Below are 22,818 nucleotides of genomic sequence, written 5' to 3' on the forward strand. Positions count from 1 at the left end.
GTTTCCAAGCAACGACGGCATCAGCGCTGCCGCCTGGGTTCAGGTGGAGGTAGGGCCGCGTCGGGTTCCGGGAAAGGCGCCGGGGATCACCTTATTTATGAAATCGTTTCACGAGTAAGAGCAGGCAGCAGATGGACAACCGCTTTGGCGAGATGCAGGTGTTCCGGCTGGTGGTCGAAACCGGCAGCTATTCGCGTGCCGCCCGGCAGTTGCGCATGACGCCTTCGACGGTAAGCAAGCTGATTGCACGGATCGAGACGCGCCTGGGATTGCGATTGTTCGAGCGTTCGACCCGGCGTCTGTCTCTTACCGGGGAAGGGCGGGCCTATTACGAGCGCGGCGGTGCCGTCATCGACGACTTCGATGCGATCGAGCGGGATTTGAGCGGGCAGGCCGTGACCCCCAGCGGCACCGTGCGCGTGACGGCTTCGCTGGCCTTCGGGGCAATGGCGATCGAGCCGATCCTGCCGGCCTTCTGGCAGGCCTATCCGGAGGTTGCCGTCGACCTGGCGCTTTCGGAAGAAAAGCTCGATCTCTATCAGGAGCATATCGACGTGGCTTTTCGGGTGGGTGCTTTGCCCGACTCGCGTCTGCGGGCACGCCGTATCGGCACCTCGCGACGCCTGATCGTCGCAGCTCCGGCCTATCTCGACCGTCATGGCATGCCGCGATCGGTCGATGACCTCATACGGCACAATTGCCTGGGTTTCAGTTTCCGCCGTGCGGTGCCGGTATGGCCGATTAGTGAGAGCGGCCGCATCGTCGACCGTGCCGTGCGCGCTTCCCTGCTCGCCAACAATGGCGAGACGCTGCGCCGCATGGCCGTCGCCGGTGTGGGTCTGGCGCGCCTTGCCGATTATCACATCCGCGACGAGCTGGCGGCTGGTCGCCTCGTCGAGATCCTCGCTGATGCGGTCACGCCTGACGAGGAGGACATGCATGTCCTCTTCTTCGGCGGCGACAACATTCCCCATCGCGTCAGGGTGTTCCTGGATTTTTGCGTGCCGCTGCTGCAACGCTTTCTGCGGGATGGAACTGGTTGAGCGCCTGCTCTAGACGTCAGGCCGGCCAGCGGCCGGCGAGAGCCCGGGCGACGCCACCGAGATCTTTGCGCGCCGGACCGATCATCTCGAAACCGGCTTGGCGCATCAGCGCTGCCACGGCGTCCTCCTGGCCGATGCCAAGCTCGAAGACCAGCAGCCCGCCCGGGCGCAGCAGGCGAGGCGCGTCGGCGACAATGGCACGATAGGCGTCGAGGCCGTCCGTGCCACCATCAAGGGCGAGGAGCGGGTCGTGCTGGCGGACCTCGGGTTCCAGCCCGGCAATATCGGCGGAGGGAATATAGGGCGGGTTGGAGACGATGAGGTCGAATTTATCCTCCAGGCCCTCCGTCCAATTCCGGGGCTGGAATTGAGCCCGGTCGGCAACGCCATTATCGGCGGCATTCAGGGCAGCAACAGCCAGGGCGTCGGCAGAGCAATCGATCCCGATTCCGCTCGCTCGGGGTCTTTCATGGAGCAGGGCAATCAGGATGGCGCCGGTGCCGGTGCCGAGATCGAGCAGACGATAGGTTACATCCCGCTCGGGCAGCAGGGCAAGGCAGGTTTCGACGATGGTTTCGGTGTCCGGCCTTGGCGACAGGGTGGCAGGGCCGAGGCGGAATTCCAGGCTCCAGAACGCGCGGCTCCCCAGGATGCGGTCCACCGGCTCCCCGGCCAGGCGCCGGGCGCGGAAGGCGTAGGCTTTCGCAGCGGCCTCGGCCGTTATCGGGCTGTCGGGTGAGAGCGTGATCGCGGTCGCCGGCAGGCCGGCGGCTTCGGCGACCAGCCACCGCGCGTCGAGCTCGGGCGTGGCAAGGCTCGCTGTCCGGAAGTCGGTCAGGATCTCCCGATAGAGGCCGCCGAGCGTGGTCATGGAAGCGCCCATGCGCGGCGTTTGCCGTGCAGACCAAGCTTGTCTCTCACGCCCGAGCCTCGCTGGCGGCGAGAAGCCGGGCCTGGTTTTCGGTCACCAGCGCGTCGATCACCTCGTGGAGGGCATCCCCGGTGATGATCTGATCGAGCTTGTAGAGGGTGAGGCCGATGCGATGATCGGTGAGCCGCCCCTGCGGGAAATTATAGGTGCGGATACGTTCGGAACGGTCACCCGAACCGACCTGGTCGCGCCGGTCGGCCGCACGGGCGCTGTCGACCCGCTCGCGCTCGGCCTCGTAGAGGCGTGCCCGCAGCATCGCCATGGCCTGCGCCCGGTTCTTGTGCTGGGAGCGTTCAGCTTGTACCGCGACAGCGATGCCGGTGGGCAGATGGGTGATGCGCACGGCACTGTCGGTGGTGTTGACGTGCTGGCCGCCGGCGCCGGACGCCCTGAAGACGTCGACTTTGAGGTCCTTCTCCTCGATGGCGATATCCACCTCTTCGGCTTCGGGCAACACGGCGACCGTGGCGGCGGAGGTGTGGATACGTCCGCCCGCCTCCGTCACCGGTACACGCTGCACGCGATGCACGCCGGATTCGAATTTCAGCTTGGCGAAGACGCCCTTGCCCCTGACTGCCACGGCGACGTCCTTGTAGCCGCCCATGGTGCCTTCGGATTCGGTCAGGATCTCGGTTTTCCAGCCCTGGAGATCGGCATAGCGCATATACATGCGCAGGAGGTCGCCGGCGAAAAGCGAAGCCTCGTCGCCGCCGGTGCCGGCGCGCACTTCCAGGATGGCCGATTTTTCGTCGGCGGCGTCCTTGGGCAGCAGCGACAGCTTGATCGCGGTCTCCAGCTCGCCGAGCCGTTCGAGCAGCGACTTGCGTTCCTCCTCCGCCATCTCGGCCATCTCGCCGGCCATGGCCGGTTCGGCAATGATGACTTCGACGCCTTTCAGTTCTTCCTGGGCACCCTGCCATTCGCGAATGATTGCCGCGACGGGATCGAGTTCGGAGAGTTCGCGAGCCAAGGCCACATAGGACTCGGCATCCGGGCCGGAGGCGAGCTCCGCCTCGACGAAATCGCGGCGGCGAAGCAAGGCATCAAGGCGGTCGAGGGGTAGCATCTATTCATCCTGGGGGCGCGGACGTCCTCGTCCGCATCTTGGAAACGGTGCGCATGGGGAAAAAAAGCGGGCGAGGACGTCCGCGCTCCCGGAGCAGCCTCGCTATAACGGGATGCCGCGTTCGGCAGCGAATTCCCGCAAGGCAAGGCGCAGCGGCTTCTCCGCTTCCGGCTTGAGGTAGTGGTTGACGAGGTCGGTGATCTCGCGCGTGTCGATTTCGAGCAACATGGCCTTGACCGGGCCGATCGCGGACGGCGTCATCGACAATTGCCGGAAGCCGAGGCCGATCAGGGCAAGCGCCTCCAGCGGTCTGGATGCCAGCTCGCCGCACAGCGTCACCGGCACGCCGGCGGCGTTGGATTTGTCGGCGATCATCTTCAGGGCCCGCATCACCGAGGGCGAGAGCGTGTCGAAACGGCCGGCCACACGCGCATTGCCGCGGTCGACCGCATAGAGGAACTGGAAGAGATCGTTCGAGCCGACGGACAGGAAGTCGGTGCGCTGCAGGATCTCGTCGAGCTGGAAGAGGAGGCTGGGCACCTCCACCATGGCGCCGAGCTTCACGAGATCCGGCAGGGGCTTGCCGTGGCGGCGCAGGAAGGTGATCTCGCGTTCCACCACCCCGCGAGCCTGGTCGAATTCCTCGGCGGCCGAGATCATCGGGAACATCACCCTGAGCTCGCGTCCGGCGGCGGCCTGCAGCAAGGCGCGGAGCTGCGAGCGCATCAGGCCGGGACGGTCAAGGCCGAGACGGATGGCGCGCCAGCCGAGCGCCGGGTTCTCCTCCTCGATCTGGTGCATATAGGGCAGCACCTTGTCGCCGCCGATATCGAGGGTGCGGAAGGTCACGGGCCGGTCACCGGCAGCCTCCAGCACGGCCTTGTAGAGCGCATATTGCTCGCCGGTACGCGGGAACTGCGAGGCGATCATGAATTGCAGTTCGGTGCGGAACAGCCCGATGCCGTCGGCGCCGCTCTCCTTGATATGCGGCAGGTCGACCAGGAGGCCGGCATTGATGAACAATCTGATATCGCTGCCGTCGCGCGTGCGGCTGGGCAGGTTGCGCAGGGCGAGATACTGCTCCTGCCGCTTGGCCCGGAACCTCACCTTCTCCGCATAAGCGTGTTCGACATCGGGCGCCGGACGCACCTGGACCTCGCCCACCGAGCCGTCGACGATGATGGCATCGCCCTGTTCGACCAGGCTGGTGATGCCCTCGACCTCGCCCACGGTGGGAATGCCGAGCGCGCGCGCCACAATGGCGACATGGCTGGTCGGGCCACCCTCTTCGAGGATGAGGCCGCGCAGGTTGTCGCGCGAATAATCGAGCAGGGCCGCCGGCCCCATTGAGCGGGCCACCAGCACCGCATCCTTGGGCATGGCGTCGGAGGAGACGTGATGCCCGTCGCCGGTGAGCTGACGCAGCAGGCGGTTGGCGAGATCGTCGAGATCGTAGAGGCGCTCGCGCAGGATCGGATCGGCGACGCGCTGCATGCGCGCGCGCGTGTCGGACTGCACGCGCTGCACCGCCGCCTCGGCGGTGACGCCGGTGGCGATGACCTCGCGCATCTTGGTGATCCAGCCGCGGTCCTGCGCAAACATGCGATAGGCTTCGAGCACGTCGAGCGTCTCGGTGGCGCGGGCGAGGTCGCCACGGTCGAGCATGGCGTCGATGGCGTCGCGCAGGCCGACGATGGCATTGTCGAGGCGGTCTGTCTCGCGCCCGACATCATCGGCGATAAAGGTCTTCACCACCACGCGTGGCTCGTGCAGCACGACATGGCCGAGGCCGACGCCCTCGGAAAGCGGGGCGCCGGTCAACTGCAGGGCGCGACGGCTGGCGAGATCGGCGCCCGGGCGGGCGAGGGCCTGAAGCTCGCCGGAAGCGATCATCTCGGCCAGCACCATGGCAACCGTGGCGAGCGCCTCGATCTCCTCTTCCGAATAAGCGCGCTGGGCCTTGTTCTGCACGACCAGGACGCCGAGCGTCTCGCCGGCGCGCAGGATCGGCACGCCGAGGAAGGCGTTGTAGATTTCTTCGCCTGTTTCCGGCTTGTAGGCAAAGGAGGGATGGTGCTGCGCGTCCGAGGTGGTGACGGCCTCGGCTTCCTTGGCGACGAGGCCGACCAGGCCCTCGCCCTTGCGCATGGTGGTCAAATGCACCGCGTTCGGATTGAGGCCTTCGGTGGCATAGAGTTCGAGCGTGCCGTCGGTGCGCAGGACATAGACCGAGCAGACCTCCGCGACCATGTTCGCGGCGATCAAGACAACGGTCTTGTCCAGCCTCTCCTGCGCCGAAACAGGCTCCGCCATGACTTCGCGGAGCCGCTTGAGGAGCAGGCGCGGGCCACCGATCGCGCCACGCATCCGATGCCTCCATGTCCTCGACAGATCTGACGACCCGGCGAACCGGGGCCGTCCGCTGTCTCAGAGGGCCGGCCGGTTCTGGCGAAGCGGCCGGTACCATAATGAATAGGGGCGTACCTCGCGCGAGAATCCAAACGAAGCACGCACTAACTTTTTGTTCTGTCGCAAGATCTCACGGAAATTGAAAGAAGTATTTCCGATCTTGCCGGGCACTGCGTCATCGGGGCGCTATGCCGTCGTCATGAGAACAAGGCGCGGTTGCTCAGGCCTTGTCGAGCCCGTAAAGCGTGTGGAGCGTGCGTACCGCCAGTTCGGTATAGGCCGCGTCGATCAGCACGGAGATCTTGATCTCGGAGGTGGTGATGGCGCGGATGTTGATGCCGCGGCCGGCGAGGGCCTGGAAGCAGGTTGCCGCTACGCCGGCATGGCTGCGCATGCCGATGCCGATCACCGAGATCTTCGAGACGTCCATATTGGTTTCGACATTGTCGCACACCACGTCCTTGCGGGCCTTGTCGATCACATCCTTGGCGCGCTGGAACTCGGCCTGCGGCACCGTGAAGGTGATGTCGGTGGAAGCCCCGTCGGCGGAAATGTTCTGCACGATCATGTCGACGTTGATGTTGGCATCGGCCAGGGGCACGAAGATGGCGGCGGCGACACCCGGACGGTCGGCAACATCCCGCAGGGTGATCTGCGCTTCATCCTTCGAATAGGCGATGCCGGTCACAACCTGCTGTTCCATGATGTCTTCCTCGTCGCAGATCAGGGTTCCGGGATTGGGGTTTTCTGGATCGTCGAAGGACGATCTTACATAGGTTTTCACCTTGTGGACCATGGCCAGTTCCACCGAGCGGACCTGCAGCACCTTGGCGCCGAGGGAAGCCATTTCCAGCATTTCCTCGAAAGCGATGCGGTCCATGCGCTGGGCCTTGGGCACGATGCGCGGATCGGTGGTGTAGACGCCGTCGACATCGGTGTAAATGTCGCAGCGCTCGGCACCGATCGCGCCGGCAATGGCGACGGCCGACGTGTCGGAACCACCGCGGCCCAGCGTGGTGATGCGCCCGCTTATGGGTTCGACGCCCTGGAAGCCGGAAATCACCGCGACTTCCCCGGCGGCAAAGCCGTCATCGAGATTCTTGGAGGGGATCGCCGAAATGCGTGCAGAGCCGTGAGCGGCCGAGGTCTCGATCGGCACCTGCCAGCCCTGCCAGGACCGGGCCTTGATGCCGATGCTGCTGAGCGTCAGGGCCAGGAGGCCCGAGGTCACCTGTTCACCGGAGGCGACGATGGTGTCATATTCGCGCTGATCGTAGAGCGGCGACGCCTCGTTGCACCAGCCCACGAGCTCATTGGTCTTGCCGGACATGGCGGAGACCACCACCGCCACGTCGTAGCCGGCGGCGACCTCGCGTTTGACATGCTGCGCCACATTCTTGATGCGCTCGACAGTGGCGACAGAGGTGCCGCCAAACTTCATCACAAGACGGGGACGCGGGCTGCCGGACATACGGCCACTAGGCTCCGATGAACTCTCGAACGTGCTGAGACGCTCTCGATGAGGGGACGCCGCACAAAAGCGGCCAGGATGCGATCCCGGCCGTGGCTGTTATGCATGAGGCGAGGAGACGCGGAGACCAGTTGCCACCGCGCCGCGGGATTTAAGCGAAAGGGGAAGCGATGGCAAGCAAAAGCGGCGCGCATCCGACAGGGATGCGCGCCGCGATCTTTATCGCAGCCGTCACTTCTCCAGCAGAGGCGTGATACGGCGCAGGGTCACGCGGCGGTTTTCCTGCTCGGGCTCCGGCGTCGGGATCTTGAGATAGCGCTCGCCCAGGCCCGCCGTGACCAGATTGTCGGGCGAGATCACGTAATATTGCGTCAAGGCCTGCTTCACAGCCTCAGCCCGCTCCTTGGACAGGCGCAGATTATAGGCATCGTCGCCCACCGCATCCGTATTGCCCTCGATCACGAAGACCTCGCCCGGATGGGCGGCCACGATGCGCTCGAGGATGCGCCCGATGCGGTCGAGATTGGCGATCTCTTCCTCGCGTACGAATGATTCGTTGAAGCCGAAGTGGATGGTATCCAGTTCGACGCTGGGAATGGACTGGCGCACGGCGGGCTGTTCCATCACCACCTCGGGCCGGGCAAGAAATTCGGCACGTGGATAGCGGCGCGGCAGAGGCTTGAGGGGGCGGGCGGCAAATTGTTGCTCGATCTGGTCGTCATCGACTTCGGCGGCCCAGACGCTCTGATAGCGCTGCCCGCGCGGGTTGATGTCCATGTCGAACCGCCTGCCGTCTTCATCGCCCCGCAGGCGGTCGGTGCGCTGACCGCGATCGCTGAGCAGGCGGCGGCGCAGATCGTTGCGGTCGTCCAGCAGATATTGCGCGAAGGCCTCACGGTCCTCGGGATTGTAGCGCTGGTCGTTGGAGGCGTCGCGATAGACCAGGATACGGCGGTTGAGCTGTTCGATGGTCAATACGTTGGACGGGCGCCGATCCGCCAGGATGGCGGGAATATCCTGGGGACGGGGCGAACCCTGGCGGAACTGGGAGCGGCCGAACGGCGAGCCGCGCCCGGCCTGGCCTTGCTGCTGCTCGCCGCCATATTCCTGGTCGGCGACGCGGTTGCGCAGGGCCGCGCGTGCGCCGTTGAGGCGCTGAATCAGGGCTTGCTCGGTGGCTTCCGACAGGTTTCCGGTCGCCAGGGCCGAGCGATAGACGTTGAGGCGCTGGCGCAATTGCTGGTCGTTGAGACGGTCGGGCGGCGTGGTATCACCCAACAGGCCGATGGCGCGCTGTTCCGCCGCCCGGTCGACCGGACCCTGCAGGGGGCGGCCCTGGCCTTGCTGGCTGCCGTTGTCCGGCTGCGGCGGAAGGCCGGGGCGCCCCTCCTGACCCTGCTGCGTGCCGTCGGCCGGCAGGGGAATGCCGCCTTGGCCGGGAAGCTGGTTGCGCCCGCCTGAGCGGCCGTCCAAAGGACGGTCCTGGGGGCGATTCTGGAGGCGGTTCTGCGGCTGGCCGTCGTCGACGCCCTGCGGCACGCCGTCATTGCCGGGCTGGCCCTGGCCAGGCTGGCCCTGCGTGCGGTCGCGGCGCTTGCCGCGCGGTTCGGGCGTGCCGCCGTTCTCCTTGTCCGTCTCCTGGCCCGCAGCTGGCTGGCCGTCGCCGGCGGCAGGCTGCTGGGGCTTGGGCTGGAGAGGCTTGGGTTGCGCGGGGGCCGTACCGGCACCTTGATCCGTATTCGGCTGGGCAGGAGCGCCGGGCTTGGCGGCCGGTGTGTCCTGCCCGCTGTCTTCGCCAGGGGCGGCGGGTTTCTGGCGCTTCGGCTTTGTCGGTGGAGCCGCCGGTGCCGGCTCGCCAGCGGCCGGTTTTCCAGGAGTTTCCTGGCCGGCCGCATCGGGTGCCGGCTTCTCGCGCTTGGGCTTGGGCTTGGCGGCAGGAGGCGTCTCGGCCGGCGCCGGTTCGCCGGGCGCGTCCTGGCTAGCCGCATCGGGCGCAGGCTTCTGACGCTTGGGCTTGGCGGCGGGGGCCTCGTCAGCGCCGGAACCGGGCGCTGCCCCCTCCTGCTCGGCAGCCGGCTTCTGCCGCTTCGGCTTTGCAGCGGGAGCGCCGCCGTCCTGGTCCTGCGATTCGGCGGGGGCAGCCCGTTTTGCCGGAGCCCCTTCGCCGTCCTGGCCGCTGCCCTTCTTATGGCGCTTCAGAATGTCCTCGACCGAGGGCTTGGAGCCCGGCGCGGGCGCTTCCGTGGTTGGGGCCTGGGCGTCCTGGGCCATGGCATCCTGCACCAGCACGATCGCCGTGGGCGAGACGGCGAGCATCAGGGTTCCAGCCAGACCGAACAGTTTCTTGCGCAGGAGCATCTCGACCTCTCATGATTTGGCCGCCATCATCCCGATTGCGGCTGAACCGAAACTGAACGTCGATTATCGAAGATCCGTCGGTGTCGGGATCGGTCACCGCCCAGCTAACGCTCGATCCGGGTCGACAGGATGAGAGAGGTCGAGGTGCGCTCGACGCCCTCCAGCGCCCCGATGCGATCGGCGAGTTCGTCGAGTTCGCCCACGGACCGGGCCTCGATCACTGCGATCATGTCGAAATTGCCGCTGACCGAGTGCAGGGTGCGCACGGACGGAATTTCGCGCAGGCCCGCTTCCACCTGGCGGATCAGCTTCGGCACGGTGGTGAGCAGGACATGGGCGCGCAGGAGCGAGCGCGTGTGTTCCTCGGAAAGCCGGATGGTGTAGCCGACGATCACGCCGCGATGTTCGAGGCGGGCCAGGCGGCTCTGCACGGTGGTGCGGGAGACGCCGAGGCGCCGGGCGATCTCGGCCGTGGAGGCGCGGGCATTCTCGCGCAGGATGGCAATCAGGACATCATCGGCGGGTGTCGTCATAATGACGATATAACGCCCTGCATTGTGCAAAGAAAGCTCGGCATATCGTCGAAATGCAGTCTTCGAAACAAAAGGAGGCAGGCGTAGGCTTTTGAGCAAGAATCGCGACAGGGGAGGCCGACGATGCGCAAGATCGTGGTAGCGGGAGCAGGCAAGATCGGGGCGTGTATCGCCGATATTCTGGCGGTCAGCGGAGACTATGAAGTCACAGTCATCGACCGTTCGGCCGAGCAGCTGGAAAGTGCCGAGCTTTCGGCGGCGGTGGCGCAACGTGAACTCGATCTCCAGGACGAGGCTGCCCTCGGTGCAGTGCTCGACGGTGCCTATGCGGTGCTCAGCGCGGCACCCTTTCATCTCACCACCCGTATTGCGGAAGCGGCGGCGCGCGCCAATGTCCATTATCTCGACCTGACCGAGGACGTCGCCTCGACGCGCCGCGTGCGGGACCTCGCGGCTTTGGCCAAAAGCGCCTTCATCCCTCAATGCGGGCTGGCGCCCGGCTTTATCTCGATCGTCGCCAATGATCTCGCCCAGCAATTCGACAGCCTGGATTCCATCCGCATGCGGGTCGGCGCCCTGCCGCAATATCCCTCCAACGCGCTCAACTACAACCTGACCTGGTCGACGGATGGGGTCATCAACGAATATTGCGAACCCTGTGAAGCGATCGTCGATGGCCATCGCGTCGAAGTGCCGGCGATGGAGGAGCGTGAGGAATTTTCGCTCGACGGCGTCACCTATGAAGCCTTCAACACCTCGGGCGGCCTCGGCAGCCTGTGCGAGACCTATCTGGGGCGAGTGCGCACGCTCAATTACCGCACCATCCGCTATCCCGGCCATGCGGCGATCATGAAGGCGCTCCTCAACGACCTCGATCTCAGGCATCGCCGCGACGTGCTCAAGGACATTCTCGAAAATGCCCTGCCGGCGACGATCCAGGACGTGGTGGTGATCTTCGTCACCGTCAGCGGCAAGCGCCACGGCCACCTGGTGCAGGAGACCTATGCCAACAAGATCTACAACCGCCGCGTCGGCTTGCGCCTGCGCAGCGCCATCCAGGTGACGACGGCCTCCGCCATCTGCGCCGTGCTGGACATGCTGGCCGCAGGAGAACTGCCCCAGAAGGGCTTTATCCGCCAGGAGGACATTGCCCTGTCGGCCTTCCTGGCCAATCGCTTCGGCAGCGCCTATGCGCAGACGGCGCAGCGATAGGGAAAGATGTATCCAGGAACTTGGATACCGCGTCCCTAAGCGCTGACTTGGGATGTGAGATGCGACGCTAGCCTCTCCCCGTAAGAACGGGGTGAGGGGACACATGCGTCGAGTTCTATTGTCGCCTTTGTCATCTCGCGGGTCCGCTACCTTGAGGACGCATGGACGAGAACGTCCGCGTTTCCGGGAAGCGTTCCCCTCAATCGTGTCATCTCGCTTGATAATTAAGCATAGTGCTTTAATAATTGAAGGATCCTTCCGGCTCGAGATCCTTCATTCATTGGAGCACGATGGCGACCATGTCCCAGCCGAACGCGCCGGCGAGCCGCAAGGGCAGCAATTCCGTCCAGGTCCGGCGCTACAATGAGCGCGTGGTGCTCGAGGCGCTGCAGCGTCTCGGCCAGGCCTCCAAGGCCGAACTCGCCCGCTCGGCCAATCTCACGCCTCAGGCCGTGGCCGTCATCGTCGACCATCTCGAGGAAGTCGGGCTCGTGAGGCATGAAGGCAAGCGCGCCGGACAGGTGGGGCAGCCTTCCACCCTCTATGCGCCGGCGCCCGACGGTGCTTTTTCGATCGGCCTGCATGTCGGCCGGCGAGCCTTCGATGCTGTGCTGGTCGATTTCACCGGCCGCACCCTGCGCATGGAGACCAGCGACTACGAATATCCCGAACCGCAGATGGTGGCGGAGCTGGCCGCCGCCTATGTCCGCACCTTCCGGGCCGGCCTGGCGCCCGATTTGCGCAGCCGGGTGGTCGGCGTCGGCGTGGCGATGCCCTATTTCATGGACAGCTGGACCAAGGAGCTGGGCATGCCGGCTTCGATCACCCAGGCCTGGGAGGATTTCGATTTCGCCAAGGCCCTGGCCGACAGCATAGATCTGCCGCTTTTCTTCGAGAACGATGCCTCCGGTGCGGCGACGGCCGAACTGGTCTATGGCCGGGGGCGCGAGGCCAGGGATTTCATCTATCTGTTCATCTCCACCTTCATCGGCGGCGGACTGATCATCAACGGCAATCTGGAGACCGGCCCGAACGGCAATTCGGCCGCCTTCGGCCCCTATCCCGTGACGCCCTCGCTGCTGTCCAGCGTGCCGGCGCCGAAAGGGCCATTCGAGATCCTGCTGCGCCGGGCCTCGATCTATGTGCTGACCAACCATCTGCGCCAGAACGGCGTGCCGATCCGGCGGGCCCACGAACTGGCCGAGATCGGAGAGGCGGCCGAACCCCATCTCGGCGCGTGGGTGGAGGACTGCGCCGACGCGCTCGCCCAGGCGATCGTCGGCGCCATCGCCGTGGTGGATGTGTCGGCGATCGTGATCGACGGCATCTTGCCATCGGCCATCCTGCAGCGGACGGTCGAGGCGGTGTCGCGCCGTTTCCAGGCGATCATGCCGGAAGGGCTGTTCGCGCCTGATATCGCGGTCGGGACGATGGGGCCGCAGGCGGCGGCGATCGGCGCGGCCATCCTGCCGCTCTATGCCATGTTCGCGCCGGACAGCGCCACGCTGGTGAAGGCCAAGGCGCCGGGTATCGGGCGCGCCAGCCTGAAAACCTATATCGGGGCCGGCTAGGGGAGAGGGCATCCGCTTGACAGTCCAGGGGCATCGATATATCCATTTGCTTTAATAATTAAAGGGTGCGGGAGGATGATGGTGGGGGTATCTCGGTCGCGTCGTCGCCGGCGGGCAATGCCATGAAGAGCAGCCTGGCCGATGAGGGCCTCGGAGCCTCGATCGCGTCCCCCGCGGCGGCTGCCGGGCTGGTGAACGCCTCCAAGCGCTTCGGAGGAACGATCGCTCTTTCCAACGCCAGTTTCGATCTCCTGCCCGGCGAGGTGCTGGCCCTTTTGGGCGAGAACGGCGCGGGCAAGAGCACCTGCGTCAAGCTGCTTGCCGGCGTCTACAGGCCGGACGAGGGCGCGGTCGCCATCGATAACCAGCCGGTGGAGCATTGGTCTCCGCTCGAAGCCCAGCGCCGCGGCATTGCAGTGATGCATCAGCATCCTGGCCTGTTCGGCGACCTGACGGTGTTCGAGAACATTTTCGTCGGCCACATGCCGCAGCGCTCCCTGGGCCGCATCGACTATGAGCGCATGCGCGAGGAAGCGCGCGCTCTGCTCGACGTCGTCGGACTGAAATGCTCGCCCGAGGATCAATTGAAGGAGCTGCGCACCTCCGAGCAGCAATTGGTCGAGATCGCCCGTGCCCTGTCGGTCAACGCCAAGGTGCTGATCATGGACGAGCCGACCGCTGCCCTGTCCCAGCGCGAGGTCGAGCGCCTCTTCGCCGTGGTCGCCGATCTCAAGGCCCGGCAGGTGGCGATGATGTTCGTCGGCCATCGCATGGAAGAGATCTACCGGATCGCCGACCGCATCGCCGTCCTGCGCGACGGCCATCTGATCGGGGTGAGGCGGGCGGTGGAACTCGACCGTGACCAAGCCGTGCAGATGATGATCGGGCGGCCGCTCAAGGCCATCTATCCGCAATGGGACTCCAAGCCCGGCCGCGAGGTGCTCGCCGTTTCCGGCCTGTCGCGCGAAGGGGCCTTCGACGACGTCTCCTTCAGCGTCCGGGCCGGCGAGATTCTCGGCCTCGGCGGGCTGGTGGGCAGCGGGCGCACCGAGATCGCCCGCGTGCTTTTCGGCATCGACCAGCCGACGGCGGGCCGCATCGAGATGGAAGGAAAGGCGGTATCCTTTGCCGATCCGCCCGCCGCGATGGCCGCCGGCATCGCCTATGTCTCGGAAGACCGGCTCGGCCAGAGCCTGGTGATGGATTTTCCCATCCTCGACAACGCCTCCCTGCCGGTGATCGAGAAGGCCACCATGGCGGGGCTGGTGATGCGCCGGCAGGAACTGGCTTTGGTCGAGCCGCATTTGCGGCGCCTGAAGCTGAAATTCCGCAGCTTCGCCCAGCCTGTGAAGACACTTTCGGGCGGCAATCAGCAGAAGGTGGTGCTGTCGAAATGGCTCGCCACCCAGCCCAGGCTGCTCATCCTCGACGAACCGACCCAGGGCATCGATGTCGAGAGCAAGTCCGAAGTCCATACCATGATCGCCGAACTGGCCCAGCAGGGGCTGGCGATCATCCTGATTTCCTCGGAACTGCCCGAACTGGTGAGCATGTGCGATCGCATCGTCGTGCTGCGCGAGGGCCGGATGGCTGGCGCCTTTGCGCGCGGGGAGGCCGACCAGGAAAAGGTGATACGCGCGGCCACCGATGCCGGCGGGGTGGTTTTGGACAAGCAGCCGGCGCTGGCGCCGCGGGATGAGGCCGCAAAGCTCGATGAGCCTCAGAGCAGCTGGCTCAAGGCGCTGCTGCGCCGGCGCGAGGTCGGGCTGGTCGGGGCCATGGCGGCCGTTGTCCTGCCGGTGATGTTCCTCAATCCGCGCATGGTCAGCCCCGAGAACCTGACCGCCATCGCCATGGACGCGGCGCTCCTGATGATCGTCGCTGTGGCCCAGATGCTGGTCCTGCTGACGCGCAACATCGATCTGTCGGTGGCCTCCGTGATCGGCCTGTCGGCCTATGGCGCCGCCAGCTTCATGCATGCCCATCCCGAAAGCTCGGTGCTTCTGGGCGTCGCCACGGCTTGTGCCATAGGCCTGGCCTGCGGTGCCCTGAACGGGCTGGTGGTGACCTTCGGCCGCGTGCCGGCGATCGTGGTCACGCTCGGCACCCTTTCGGTCTTCCGCGGCCTGAACAGCCTGTGGGCGGGCGGCCGGCAGATCAGCGCCGACCAGGTGCCGCAAGCCTGGCTCGACATGACCAGCGCCCGCATCATCGGCATTCCGGCCGTGATCCTCATCGCTCTCGCCTGCCTGGTGGTGATCGGGGTGATCCTGACGCACTGGCCTGTTGGCCGGGAGCTCTATGCCATCGGCTCCAATCCGGATGGAGCCGCCCTTATCGGCATCCGCCGCACGGCTCTCGTGCTCGGCGCCTTCATGCTGGCGGGCCTGCTGGCCGGCTTCGACGGCGCGCTGTGGGCCTCGCGCTATGCCACCATCGATGCCCGCGTGGCGCTCGGCTTCGAACTCACCGTGATCGCCTCGGTGGTGGTGGGTGGCGTTGCCATCAGGGGTGGTGCCGGAACGGTGCTCGGCGTCGCCCTCGGCGCGCTGACGCTCCTGGTGATCCAGAACGGGCTGACGCTGGTGCGCGTCGATCCGCTCTGGCTGCAGGGGGTCTATGGCCTCGTCATCCTACTCGCCATCGGTGTCGACACCATTATCGGGCGGCGGACCCATCAGGGACGGAGAGGGCGATGAAGACGAGCCTTATTGAAAGGATCGCCAGCTGGGAGAATTTCCTGGCGCTGCTCACCGTAGCGGTGCTCGCCTATGCGGTGCTGGCCGTACCGAATTTCGCCACGGCCTTCAACATCTCGCAGGCCATTGCCGGTGCATCCGAGCGAGCCCTGATCGTGCTGCCGATGGTGCTCTTGATCATCGCCCGCGAGATCGACCTGTCCGTTGCCAGTATCCTGGCTCTCAGCAGCGTGGTGTTCGGCGTGCTGATCCGCGAGGGCCTGCCGCTGGAGGGTGCGATCGCACTGGCGCTGCTGACGGGCATCCTTGCGGGCGCGTTCAACGGCCTGCTGGTGACCTATCTCGGCCTGCCCTCGCTGGTGGTCACCCTCGGCACCATGGCGATGTTTCGCGGCATCGGCTACATCCTGCTCGGAACCGGCTCGGTGAACGAGTTTCCCGAGAGCTTCACCGATTTCGGCATCGACACGCTGGGCGACACGCCGATCCCCTGGACGATCGTGCCTTTCCTCGTGCTGGCGCCGGTCTTCGCCATCCTGCTGCAGGTGAGCAGCATCGGCCGGCGCATCTACGCCATCGGCGGCAGCCCTGATACGGCGCTCTATGCCGGGGTGCGGGTGGCGCGCATCCGCCTCGGCCTGTTCGTCCTCAGCGGCTTCATCTGTGCCATCGCCTCCATCGTGTTCACCGCCCGCCTTGCCAATGCCCGGGCCGACAATGCCATCGGCCTCGAACTCGACGTGATCACCATCGCGCTTCTCGGCGGCGTCAGCGTGTTCGGGGGCAAAGGCAAGCTGACCGGCGTGTTCCTGGCGCTGGTACTGATCGCCACGCTGCGCAACGTGCTGGGGCTGAGCCAGATCGGCGGCGATGCGCAGGGCACCGTGATCGGGCTCTTGCTGATCTTCTCGCTATTGCTCAGCACCACGGCCCAGCGCCTCTATGGCGGTCTCCAGGCCAAGTTCAAGGCAGCCGGCCGGCCGCGAGAACCGGAACGAACGACCTGACTGAAAGCGTAAACCAACAACGACCTGAAGAAAGGCGTGAAGGAGGAGACGAGCCATGAAAAAAGCGATGAGAACACACCTGATCCTGACCACGGCCATCATGCTGGGCGCTCTGGCGGCGCCGGCCTTCGCGGCCGAGAAATGCGCCAAGGAGCCCGTGACCGTCGGCTTCCTGCCCAAGCTCGACACCGATCCCTATTTCCAGGTCGCCAAGACCGGGGCGGAGGAGGCCCAAAAGGAGATCGGCGGCAAGGTGATCCAGCAGGCGCCTTCCCAGGCGACCGCCGAAGCCCAGATCGAGTTCATCAACAATCTGGTGTCCCAGAAGGTCGACGTCATCGCCATCTCCGGCAATGACGCCAATGCCGTGGCGCCGGCCCTCAAGCGCGCCGCCAAGCAGGGCGTCAGGATCGTCTCCTACGATTCGGACGTCTCGGAAGCCGCCCGCTCGCTGTTCTTCAACCAGGCCAAGGGCGACAGCCTGGCCGAGATGATGCTGGAGAGCATGGGGCAGATGATCGGTTATGAGGGGGATTTCGCCATCCTCTCCTCCACGCCGACGGCCACCAACCAGAATGCCTGGATCGACTTCATCAAGAACAAGATGAAGGAGCCAAAATTCGCCAAGATGAAGTTGGTGCAGATCGCCTATGGCCAGGAGAGCGAGCAGGTCAACCAGCAGCAGGCCCTGGCGCTCGTCCAAGCCTTCCCGAACCTCAAGGGCATCATCATCCCCGCCGGCATCGGCCTGCCGGCCGCGGCGCGCGCCCTTGAACAGGCTGGCAGCCTCGGCAAGGTCAAGCTGACGGGCCTGGCGCCGGCCACCCTAATCAAGAAATACATCCAGAACGGCTCCGTCCAGGACATCTGGTGGAACGTCAAGGATCTCGGCTATCTTACCTATTACGGTGCCCAGCAACTGGCGCAGTGCAAGATCACCGGCAAGCCGGGCGACAAGTTCAAGGCCGGGCGGCTTGGCGACTATACGGTGGGCGAAAAGGGTGAGGTGGTGCTCGGCCCCGCCAAGATCGTCACGCCGGCCAATGTCGAGGAATTCAAGTTCTGAGCACGAGTTCCGGGCGGCGACCAATCTTGCCGCCCGGATACTCGCCCCGCCGGAAATCAGGAAATCTACATGCCGCAAACCTGGTCGCTCGACTGGTCGCATGGCCAGGTGACGGTACATGCCGGCGCTGCCGCCCTGGGCCGCACGCGCTTTCGCTTGGAGGACGGCCGCTTCGTCGAACCCTTCCACGAGGCGCCCTGGATCACGGCCGGCGAAAAAGTCGAGCCGGGCCTGGAGAACCTCCGGGGCGACTGGCCCTGCCTGCCCTTTGGGAGGCTCTATAGCAGCGACGATCCCCTGATCGGCGCCTGGCGGGGGCTGGTGGATGCTTCGTTGCCGGACAGCGGCCATCCGCTCGGCCCGAGTGATCACCTGCTGCATGGCCACAGCGCTGCCGCCGAATGGAGCCTGGTGTCGCGCACGCAAGATGCGATCACCCTCGGCCTCGATTATCCCAGCGACTCGCCCATCGAGAGGATCACACGCACGATCCGCCCGATCGACGGGCAGGCGGAACTGGATGTTTCTGTCGAGATCCGGGCCCGGCACCGTTGCGTCAGGCCGTTCGGCTTTCATCCCAACTTCGCCCTGCGTGGAAAACCAGGATCCTTTCGCATCGAGCCCGGTACCTATCGTTTCGGCCTCAGCCATCCCGTTGCCGAAGCGGCAGCCCGGGCCGAGCCGGACAGGAGGTTCACGACGCTTGCCGATGTCGCGGTCAAGTCAGGCGGGAGCGAGCGTTTCGACAGGCTGCCCTTCGCCGACGACCGCGAGGACATAATGCAACTCTGCGGCATCGAAGGCGGCGTCCATCTCATCGACGAGCACGACCGGGTTGCCTGGGATCTTTCCTGGGACACCACAAAGCTGCCGTCCTGCCTCTTGTGGATGAGCAATCGCGGGCGCAAATTCCCGCCCTGGAACGGGCGCCATCTGTGCGTGGGCGTCGAGCCCGTGGCCTCGGCCTTCGATTTCGGCTCGGTGATCGCCGCCTCGGACAATCCCATCGCCCAGTCCGGCGTGCGCACGGCGATCACGATCGAGCCGGGAATGCCGCTCACACTCGGCTATCGCATTCGCGGCCATGCGCTGGGGCCAAACTAGAGCGTAGTCTGTGCTGTCGGCTCGGCTTTGCGAGCTCATGTTTCAACGGGCTGACGGGGCGTTGATCGCAAATTGCGCGGCAAAGGCCCTGACATAAGCGGGCCGAGCTTCCCCGCGGGCGACATAGGCGGCCAGGTTTTGATATTCGTCCAGAAGGCCCGACATTCTCAGTCGCAGCAGCACGGATACCATCAACAAATCACCTGCGCTGAACGCCCCATCGAGCCAGTCGGCGTTGCCCAGCCGGGCGGAGAGCTGGTCGAGCCGGGCCCGAACGCGGTCCTTTACCAAGGGCAGGCGCTCCGCGCTCCAGGGCTTGTCGGCTTCGAAGATCCGTGCTGTCGTCAGGTCGAGGATCGGCGGCTCGACGGTGTTGAGTGCGGCAAACATCCAGGTGATCGCCCGCGCTCGGGCATCGCGATCCCCAGGCAGCAGGCCCGCATGCCGCTCGGCGAGGTGAAAGACGATCGAGCCGGTCTCGAACAGCGACAGAGAACCGTCCTCGTAAGTGGGGATCTGGCCGAAGGGGTGGATGGCCAGATGGCCAGGCGCCTTCATCTGCGCGAAGGAAACCAGGCGAACCTCATAAGGCTGGCCCACTTCTTCGAGCGCCCAGCGAACGCGCGTATCGCGTGCCAGTCCCTTGCCGCCATCGGGTGATCGTTCAAACGCCGTGATGGTGATCGTCATCGTATCCATTTCCTTGCCTGGGCGAATTTCTTCGGCCTCCTATCGTGACGACGAATGAGCCTGGCGGAGGGCGACATCGGTCTTGAATTATTTTCATTACCGGGCGCAGATCGCGCATGCCCGATTCCGATCAAAGGTCGCGGGGCAAGAGTGGGGCCGCATGAACTATCCTGCCGGAACAGCCTATATCGATGGCGGCTTCGTGCCGATGTCTGAAGCCAAGATCTCGGTGCTCGACTGGGGCTTCCTGCATTCGGACGCGACCTATGACGTCGTACATGTCTGGAAGGGCCGCTTCTTCCGCCTCGACACCCATATCGAGCGATTCCTGCGCTCGGCCGACAGGCTGCGCCTCACGCTGCCGGTCTCGCCCGAAAAGCTGGTCCAGATTCTCGCCGAATGCGTCTCCCGCTCCGGGCTCCAGGATGCCTATGTCGAGATGGTGCTGACGCGCGGTATCTCACCGACCTTCTCGCGCGACCCCAGGGAGGCCCATAACCAACTGATCTGCTTTGCCATTCCGTTCGGCTGGATCCTCAAGCCCGAACAGCGCGAGGCCGGGCTTCCGATCGTGCTGTCCGACATTCGCCGCATCCCGCCGGATTCGGTCGATCCCACCGTCAAGAACTATCACTGGCTGGATTTCGTCATGGGCCTCTACGATGCCTATGATCGCGGCGCGCAGAGCGCCGTGCTGACCGATGCCGACGGCAACCTCGCCGAGGGGCCGGGCTTCAACATCTTCACCGTGCGCCAGGGCCGGATCGCCACACCCGATCGCGGCGTGCTGCGTGGCGTTACGCGCCAGAGCGCGATCGAACTCGCCGCCGAACTCGGCTTTCCCCTGGAGGAGCGGGTCGTGACGGCGGCCGAGGCGCGGGCTGCCGACGAGGTCTTCATTACCTCGACGGCCGGCGGCATCATGCCGGTGACGCGGATCAATGGCGCCGCCGTCGGCGAGGGCCGCATGGGGCCGGTCACCCGGGCGCTGCTCGAGGCCTATTGGGCCAAGCACACGAATGGCAGTTGGTCGACGGCGGTGGAGGATGTGCTGTCGGGCCGGGCGCCAGGATAGGCGCGCGACCTGTCTTCCCCCGCTTCGCGGAGAAGGCAAACAACGCTTCATTCCGCCGGCTGCATGGCAGATGGTTCGACGTCGTCGCGGCATTTTTTCTTGTCTCTTGGCAGGTGGCAGCCCTATGTGCATTCATGCTGTCATGCAGCATGACCATGCTCCCGGGCACTTCCCGCCTTTTCGACACCTTGTTCCAACGGCCTAGAGACTTCCCTCCATGTATGATTATGACATGCTCGTCATCGGTTCGGGCCCGTCCGGCCGTCGCGCCGCCGTGCAATCGGCCAAGCTCGGCAAGTCGGTCCTGGTGGTGGAGAAGGGCCGGCGCGTGGGTGGCGTGTCGGTGCACACCGGGACGATTCCCTCCAAGACGCTGCGTGAGACGGTGCTGAACTTGTCGGGTTGGCGCGAGCGTGGCTTCTACGGCCGGGCCTACCGGGTCAAGCAGGATATCGGCGCCACCGACCTGATGGTCCGCCTCCAGAAGACACTCGACCACGAGGTCGAGGTGCTGGAGCATCAGTTCAGCCGCAACACCGTGCGCACGGCCCGCGGCGAAGCACGCTTTCTCGGCCCGCACGAAATCGAGATCACCACGGAGACCGGCACGCGCAGCACGGTGACGGCCAATTACATCCTGATCGCCTGCGGCACGCAGCCCTTCCGCCCCGACTATGTGCCGTTCAATTCCGATAATGTCTTCGACAGCGACGAGATCATCGAGCTGCCCCGGCTGCCGCGCAGCCTCACCGTGATCGGTGCGGGCGTGATCGGCGTCGAATATGCCACCATCTTCAGTGCTCTCGACGTCGCCGTCACGCTGATCGAGCCGCGCTCGAGCTTCCTCGATTTCATCGACAAGGAGCTGATCGAGGAGTTCATGCATGAATTGCGGGACCGCAACGTCTCGCTGCGCCTGGGTTCCCCGGTGGTCTCGATCGAGCGCGAGGAGAGCCGCGTCGTCACCAAGCTGGGCGATGGCCGCAAGGTGTCATCGGAGATGCTGATGTTCGCCGCCGGGCGCGTCGGCAATACGGACAGGCTGAACCTCGACGCGGCCGGCCTCAAGACCGATCATCGCGGCCGCATCGGCGTCAATCCGGCGACCCTGCAGACAGAGGTGGCGCATATCTACGCGGCCGGCGACGTCATCGGCTTTCCCAGCCTCGCCTCCACCTCGATGGAGCAGGGGCGGGTGGCCGCCTGCCATGCCTTCGGCCTCGAACCGCCGCCGCCACCCGAATATTTCCCCTATGGCATCTATTCGGTGCCGGAGATCTCCACCACGGGCCTGACCGAGGAGGAAGTGCGCCAGAAGGGCATTCCCTACGAAGTCGGCATCGCCCGGCTGCGTGAGACCTCGCGCGGCCACATCATGGGGCTCGACAGCGGCATCATGAAGATGATCTTCTCGACCAAGACGCGCCGCCTGCTCGGCGTGCACATCTTGGGCGAGGGCGCGACCGAACTGATCCATATCGGCCAGGCCGTGCTCAACCTCAAAGGCACGATCGACTATTTCATCGAGAACACCTTCAACTATCCCACCCTCGCCGAGGCCTACAAGATCGCCGGCCTCGACGCCTGGAACCGGATGGGGCGCTAGAGCATCGTACCGAAAAGTGGATGCCGGTTTTCGGAAAAAACGATGCGGCAACAAAGTCTTACAGTACAGCATCCGATTCCAATATCGGATCCTGTACTGTAGCGCGGCCCTGTCCGCGCCCTGTCTCTACTTCGCGTAACATCATAGGAGTTCGCCGTGTCCCCTGACCGCAAGCTCGTCGTCCTTCTCGACGTCGACAACACGCTGCTCGACAATGACCGCTTTGGCGAGGACCTCGGCGACCATATCGAGGAAGCCTTCGGAGCGGACCAGCGCGCGCGCTACTGGACGATCTACGGCAAGATCCGCGACGATTACGGCTATGCCGATTATCTCGCCGCACTCCAGCTCTTCCGCGCCGGGCTGGACGACGACCCCGACCTGCTCCAGATGTCTAAGTTTCTCCTGGAATATCCCTTCGCCGAGCGCGTCTTCCCGAAGGCGCTGGAAGCGATCGCCCATCTCAAGAGCTTCAGCGCTCCCGCCGTGCTTTCAGATGGCGACATCGTGTTCCAGCCGCGCAAGGTGCAGCGCGCCGGCCTGTGGGACGCGGTGGAAGGGCGGGTGATGATCTATCTGCACAAGGAGCAGATGCTGGACTCCGTGCAGCGCCATTATCCGGCCGAGCATTACGCCATGGTCGACGACAAGCCCCGCCTGCTCGCCAAGATGAAGGCGGTGATGGGCGACAAGCTCACCACCATCTTCGTGCGCCAGGGCCATTACGCCCTGGAAGCGGATATGAACACTGTCGATCCCAAGCCCGACGTCACCATCGAGCGCATCGGCGATCTTCTGTCCCTGGACCGGGCTGCCTTCACGCGGGCGGGATAGATGTTTCGTGCTTCTTTGCCGCCGACGGCATGAATCCGGGGGCGGGCCTTCAGATCCCTTTCAAGGTCTTCCGAACAAACCTGAGAAAGGCGGATGAGGGGTTGCATCGCTCTGGCACTTCAGACCCGGCATCTTCATCCCTG

At 65.1% G+C, this 22,818-nt stretch carries 17 protein-coding genes; 10 read left to right on the top strand and 7 right to left on the bottom strand.

Going from position 1 to position 22,818, the window contains the following annotated elements; genetic code table 11:
* Positions 1-131: 131 nt before the first annotated feature.
* Positions 132-1,043 (top strand): LysR family transcriptional regulator, encoded by a 912-nt coding sequence (locus ACR9ZN_RS27795; RefSeq protein WP_434954915.1) that lies wholly within the window; start codon positions 132-134, stop codon positions 1,041-1,043.
* Between the two features lie 16 nt (positions 1,044-1,059).
* Here ACR9ZN_RS27795 and prmC read toward each other — a convergent pair whose 3' ends face one another.
* From prmC to ACR9ZN_RS27825, 6 genes are all read right to left on the bottom strand, one after another.
* On the bottom strand, positions 1,060-1,926 hold the full coding sequence (gene prmC, locus ACR9ZN_RS27800; protein ID WP_481273709.1) for a peptide chain release factor N(5)-glutamine methyltransferase: 867 nt from the start codon (positions 1,924-1,926) through the stop codon (positions 1,060-1,062).
* A 34-nt stretch (positions 1,927-1,960) separates the two neighbouring features.
* Entirely contained in the window at positions 1,961-3,040 is a 1,080-nt protein-coding gene (gene prfA, locus ACR9ZN_RS27805; RefSeq protein WP_434954917.1) for a peptide chain release factor 1, read from the bottom strand.
* A gap of 102 nt (positions 3,041-3,142) precedes the next feature.
* The gene (gene ptsP, locus ACR9ZN_RS27810) at positions 3,143-5,407 is read right to left on the bottom strand and encodes a phosphoenolpyruvate--protein phosphotransferase (RefSeq protein WP_434954918.1); all 2,265 of its coding nucleotides are present in this window, start codon (positions 5,405-5,407) and stop codon (positions 3,143-3,145) included.
* Positions 5,408-5,669: 262 nt separating this feature from the next.
* Positions 5,670-6,920, bottom strand: coding sequence for an aspartate kinase (locus ACR9ZN_RS27815; protein WP_434954919.1), 1,251 nt, complete (start codon positions 6,918-6,920; stop codon positions 5,670-5,672).
* A 231-nt stretch (positions 6,921-7,151) separates the two neighbouring features.
* Positions 7,152-9,278, bottom strand: a complete 2,127-nt coding sequence (locus ACR9ZN_RS27820; RefSeq protein ID WP_481273710.1) for an OmpA family protein — start codon at positions 9,276-9,278, stop codon at positions 7,152-7,154.
* Between the two features lie 104 nt (positions 9,279-9,382).
* Positions 9,383-9,811: an Lrp/AsnC family transcriptional regulator gene (locus tag ACR9ZN_RS27825; protein WP_481273711.1), complete on the bottom strand. Its 429-nt coding sequence runs from the start codon at positions 9,809-9,811 to the stop codon at positions 9,383-9,385.
* Positions 9,812-9,934: 123 nt separating this feature from the next.
* Here ACR9ZN_RS27825 and ACR9ZN_RS27830 point away from each other — a divergent pair, with 123 nt between their 5' ends.
* From ACR9ZN_RS27830 to ACR9ZN_RS27855, 6 genes are all read left to right on the top strand, one after another.
* Positions 9,935-11,023: a saccharopine dehydrogenase family protein gene (locus tag ACR9ZN_RS27830; RefSeq protein ID WP_454812527.1), complete on the top strand. Its 1,089-nt coding sequence runs from the start codon at positions 9,935-9,937 to the stop codon at positions 11,021-11,023.
* Between the two features lie 299 nt (positions 11,024-11,322).
* Positions 11,323-12,594: an ROK family transcriptional regulator gene (locus ACR9ZN_RS27835; protein ID WP_454812528.1), complete on the top strand. Its 1,272-nt coding sequence runs from the start codon at positions 11,323-11,325 to the stop codon at positions 12,592-12,594.
* A 122-nt stretch (positions 12,595-12,716) separates the two neighbouring features.
* Positions 12,717-15,293: an ATP-binding cassette domain-containing protein gene (locus ACR9ZN_RS27840; protein ID WP_481273712.1), complete on the top strand. Its 2,577-nt coding sequence runs from the start codon at positions 12,717-12,719 to the stop codon at positions 15,291-15,293.
* On the top strand, positions 15,290-16,300 hold the full coding sequence (locus ACR9ZN_RS27845; RefSeq protein WP_434954925.1) for an ABC transporter permease: 1,011 nt from the start codon (positions 15,290-15,292) through the stop codon (positions 16,298-16,300). Before ACR9ZN_RS27840 ends, ACR9ZN_RS27845 begins: the two co-directional genes overlap by 4 nt.
* Before the next feature lie 55 nt (positions 16,301-16,355).
* Entirely contained in the window at positions 16,356-17,366 is a 1,011-nt protein-coding gene (locus tag ACR9ZN_RS27850) for a rhamnose ABC transporter substrate-binding protein (RefSeq protein ID WP_481273713.1), read from the top strand.
* A 69-nt stretch (positions 17,367-17,435) separates the two neighbouring features.
* Complete coding sequence (locus ACR9ZN_RS27855; RefSeq protein ID WP_481273714.1) at positions 17,436-18,470, top strand: hypothetical protein; 1,035 nt, start codon at positions 17,436-17,438, stop codon at positions 18,468-18,470.
* A 42-nt stretch (positions 18,471-18,512) separates the two neighbouring features.
* Here the strand turns inward: ACR9ZN_RS27855 and ACR9ZN_RS27860 are convergent, their stop codons facing one another.
* Complete coding sequence (locus ACR9ZN_RS27860; RefSeq protein ID WP_481273715.1) at positions 18,513-19,160, bottom strand: glutathione S-transferase family protein; 648 nt, start codon at positions 19,158-19,160, stop codon at positions 18,513-18,515.
* Positions 19,161-19,320: 160 nt separating this feature from the next.
* Here ACR9ZN_RS27860 and ACR9ZN_RS27865 point away from each other — a divergent pair, with 160 nt between their 5' ends.
* The 3 genes from ACR9ZN_RS27865 to ACR9ZN_RS27875 all read left to right on the top strand — a co-directional run bounded on the left by ACR9ZN_RS27865 (position 19,321) and on the right by ACR9ZN_RS27875 (position 22,675).
* On the top strand, positions 19,321-20,235 hold the full coding sequence (locus ACR9ZN_RS27865; RefSeq protein ID WP_481273716.1) for an aminotransferase class IV: 915 nt from the start codon (positions 19,321-19,323) through the stop codon (positions 20,233-20,235).
* A gap of 217 nt (positions 20,236-20,452) precedes the next feature.
* Positions 20,453-21,841, top strand: a complete 1,389-nt coding sequence (sthA, locus tag ACR9ZN_RS27870) for a Si-specific NAD(P)(+) transhydrogenase (RefSeq protein WP_434954929.1) — start codon at positions 20,453-20,455, stop codon at positions 21,839-21,841.
* 156 nt (positions 21,842-21,997) lie between these two features.
* Positions 21,998-22,675 (top strand): HAD family hydrolase, encoded by a 678-nt coding sequence (locus ACR9ZN_RS27875; RefSeq protein ID WP_441771410.1) that lies wholly within the window; start codon positions 21,998-22,000, stop codon positions 22,673-22,675.
* Positions 22,676-22,818: the final 143 nt, after the last annotated feature.

This window comes from Labrys sp. HAY1-8F (assembly GCF_056754975.1).

Bases quoted from the DNA above. Each gene is read 5' to 3' on its own strand.
- ACR9ZN_RS27835 (WP_454812528.1), top strand. From the start codon at position 11,323: ATGTCCCAGCCGAACGCGCCGGCGAGCCGCAAGGGCAGCAATTCCGTC.
- ACR9ZN_RS27860 (WP_481273715.1), bottom strand. From the start codon at position 19,160: ATGACGATCACCATCACGGCGTTTGAACGATCACCCGATGGCGGCAAG.
- ACR9ZN_RS27815 (WP_434954919.1), bottom strand. From the start codon at position 6,920: ATGTCCGGCAGCCCGCGTCCCCGTCTTGTGATGAAGTTTGGCGGCACC.
- prmC (WP_481273709.1), bottom strand. From the start codon at position 1,926: ATGGGCGCTTCCATGACCACGCTCGGCGGCCTCTATCGGGAGATCCTG.
- ACR9ZN_RS27825 (WP_481273711.1), bottom strand. From the start codon at position 9,811: ATGACGACACCCGCCGATGATGTCCTGATTGCCATCCTGCGCGAGAAT.
- ACR9ZN_RS27820 (WP_481273710.1), bottom strand. From the start codon at position 9,278: ATGCTCCTGCGCAAGAAACTGTTCGGTCTGGCTGGAACCCTGATGCTC.
- ACR9ZN_RS27855 (WP_481273714.1), top strand. From the start codon at position 17,436: ATGCCGCAAACCTGGTCGCTCGACTGGTCGCATGGCCAGGTGACGGTA.
- sthA (WP_434954929.1), top strand. From the start codon at position 20,453: ATGTATGATTATGACATGCTCGTCATCGGTTCGGGCCCGTCCGGCCGT.
- ACR9ZN_RS27840 (WP_481273712.1), top strand. From the start codon at position 12,717: ATGAAGAGCAGCCTGGCCGATGAGGGCCTCGGAGCCTCGATCGCGTCC.
- ACR9ZN_RS27865 (WP_481273716.1), top strand. From the start codon at position 19,321: ATGAACTATCCTGCCGGAACAGCCTATATCGATGGCGGCTTCGTGCCG.
- ptsP (WP_434954918.1), bottom strand. From the start codon at position 5,407: ATGCGTGGCGCGATCGGTGGCCCGCGCCTGCTCCTCAAGCGGCTCCGC.
- ACR9ZN_RS27845 (WP_434954925.1), top strand. From the start codon at position 15,290: ATGAAGACGAGCCTTATTGAAAGGATCGCCAGCTGGGAGAATTTCCTG.
- ACR9ZN_RS27850 (WP_481273713.1), top strand. From the start codon at position 16,356: ATGAAAAAAGCGATGAGAACACACCTGATCCTGACCACGGCCATCATG.
- prfA (WP_434954917.1), bottom strand. From the start codon at position 3,040: ATGCTACCCCTCGACCGCCTTGATGCCTTGCTTCGCCGCCGCGATTTC.
- ACR9ZN_RS27830 (WP_454812527.1), top strand. From the start codon at position 9,935: ATGCGCAAGATCGTGGTAGCGGGAGCAGGCAAGATCGGGGCGTGTATC.
- ACR9ZN_RS27795 (WP_434954915.1), top strand. From the start codon at position 132: ATGGACAACCGCTTTGGCGAGATGCAGGTGTTCCGGCTGGTGGTCGAA.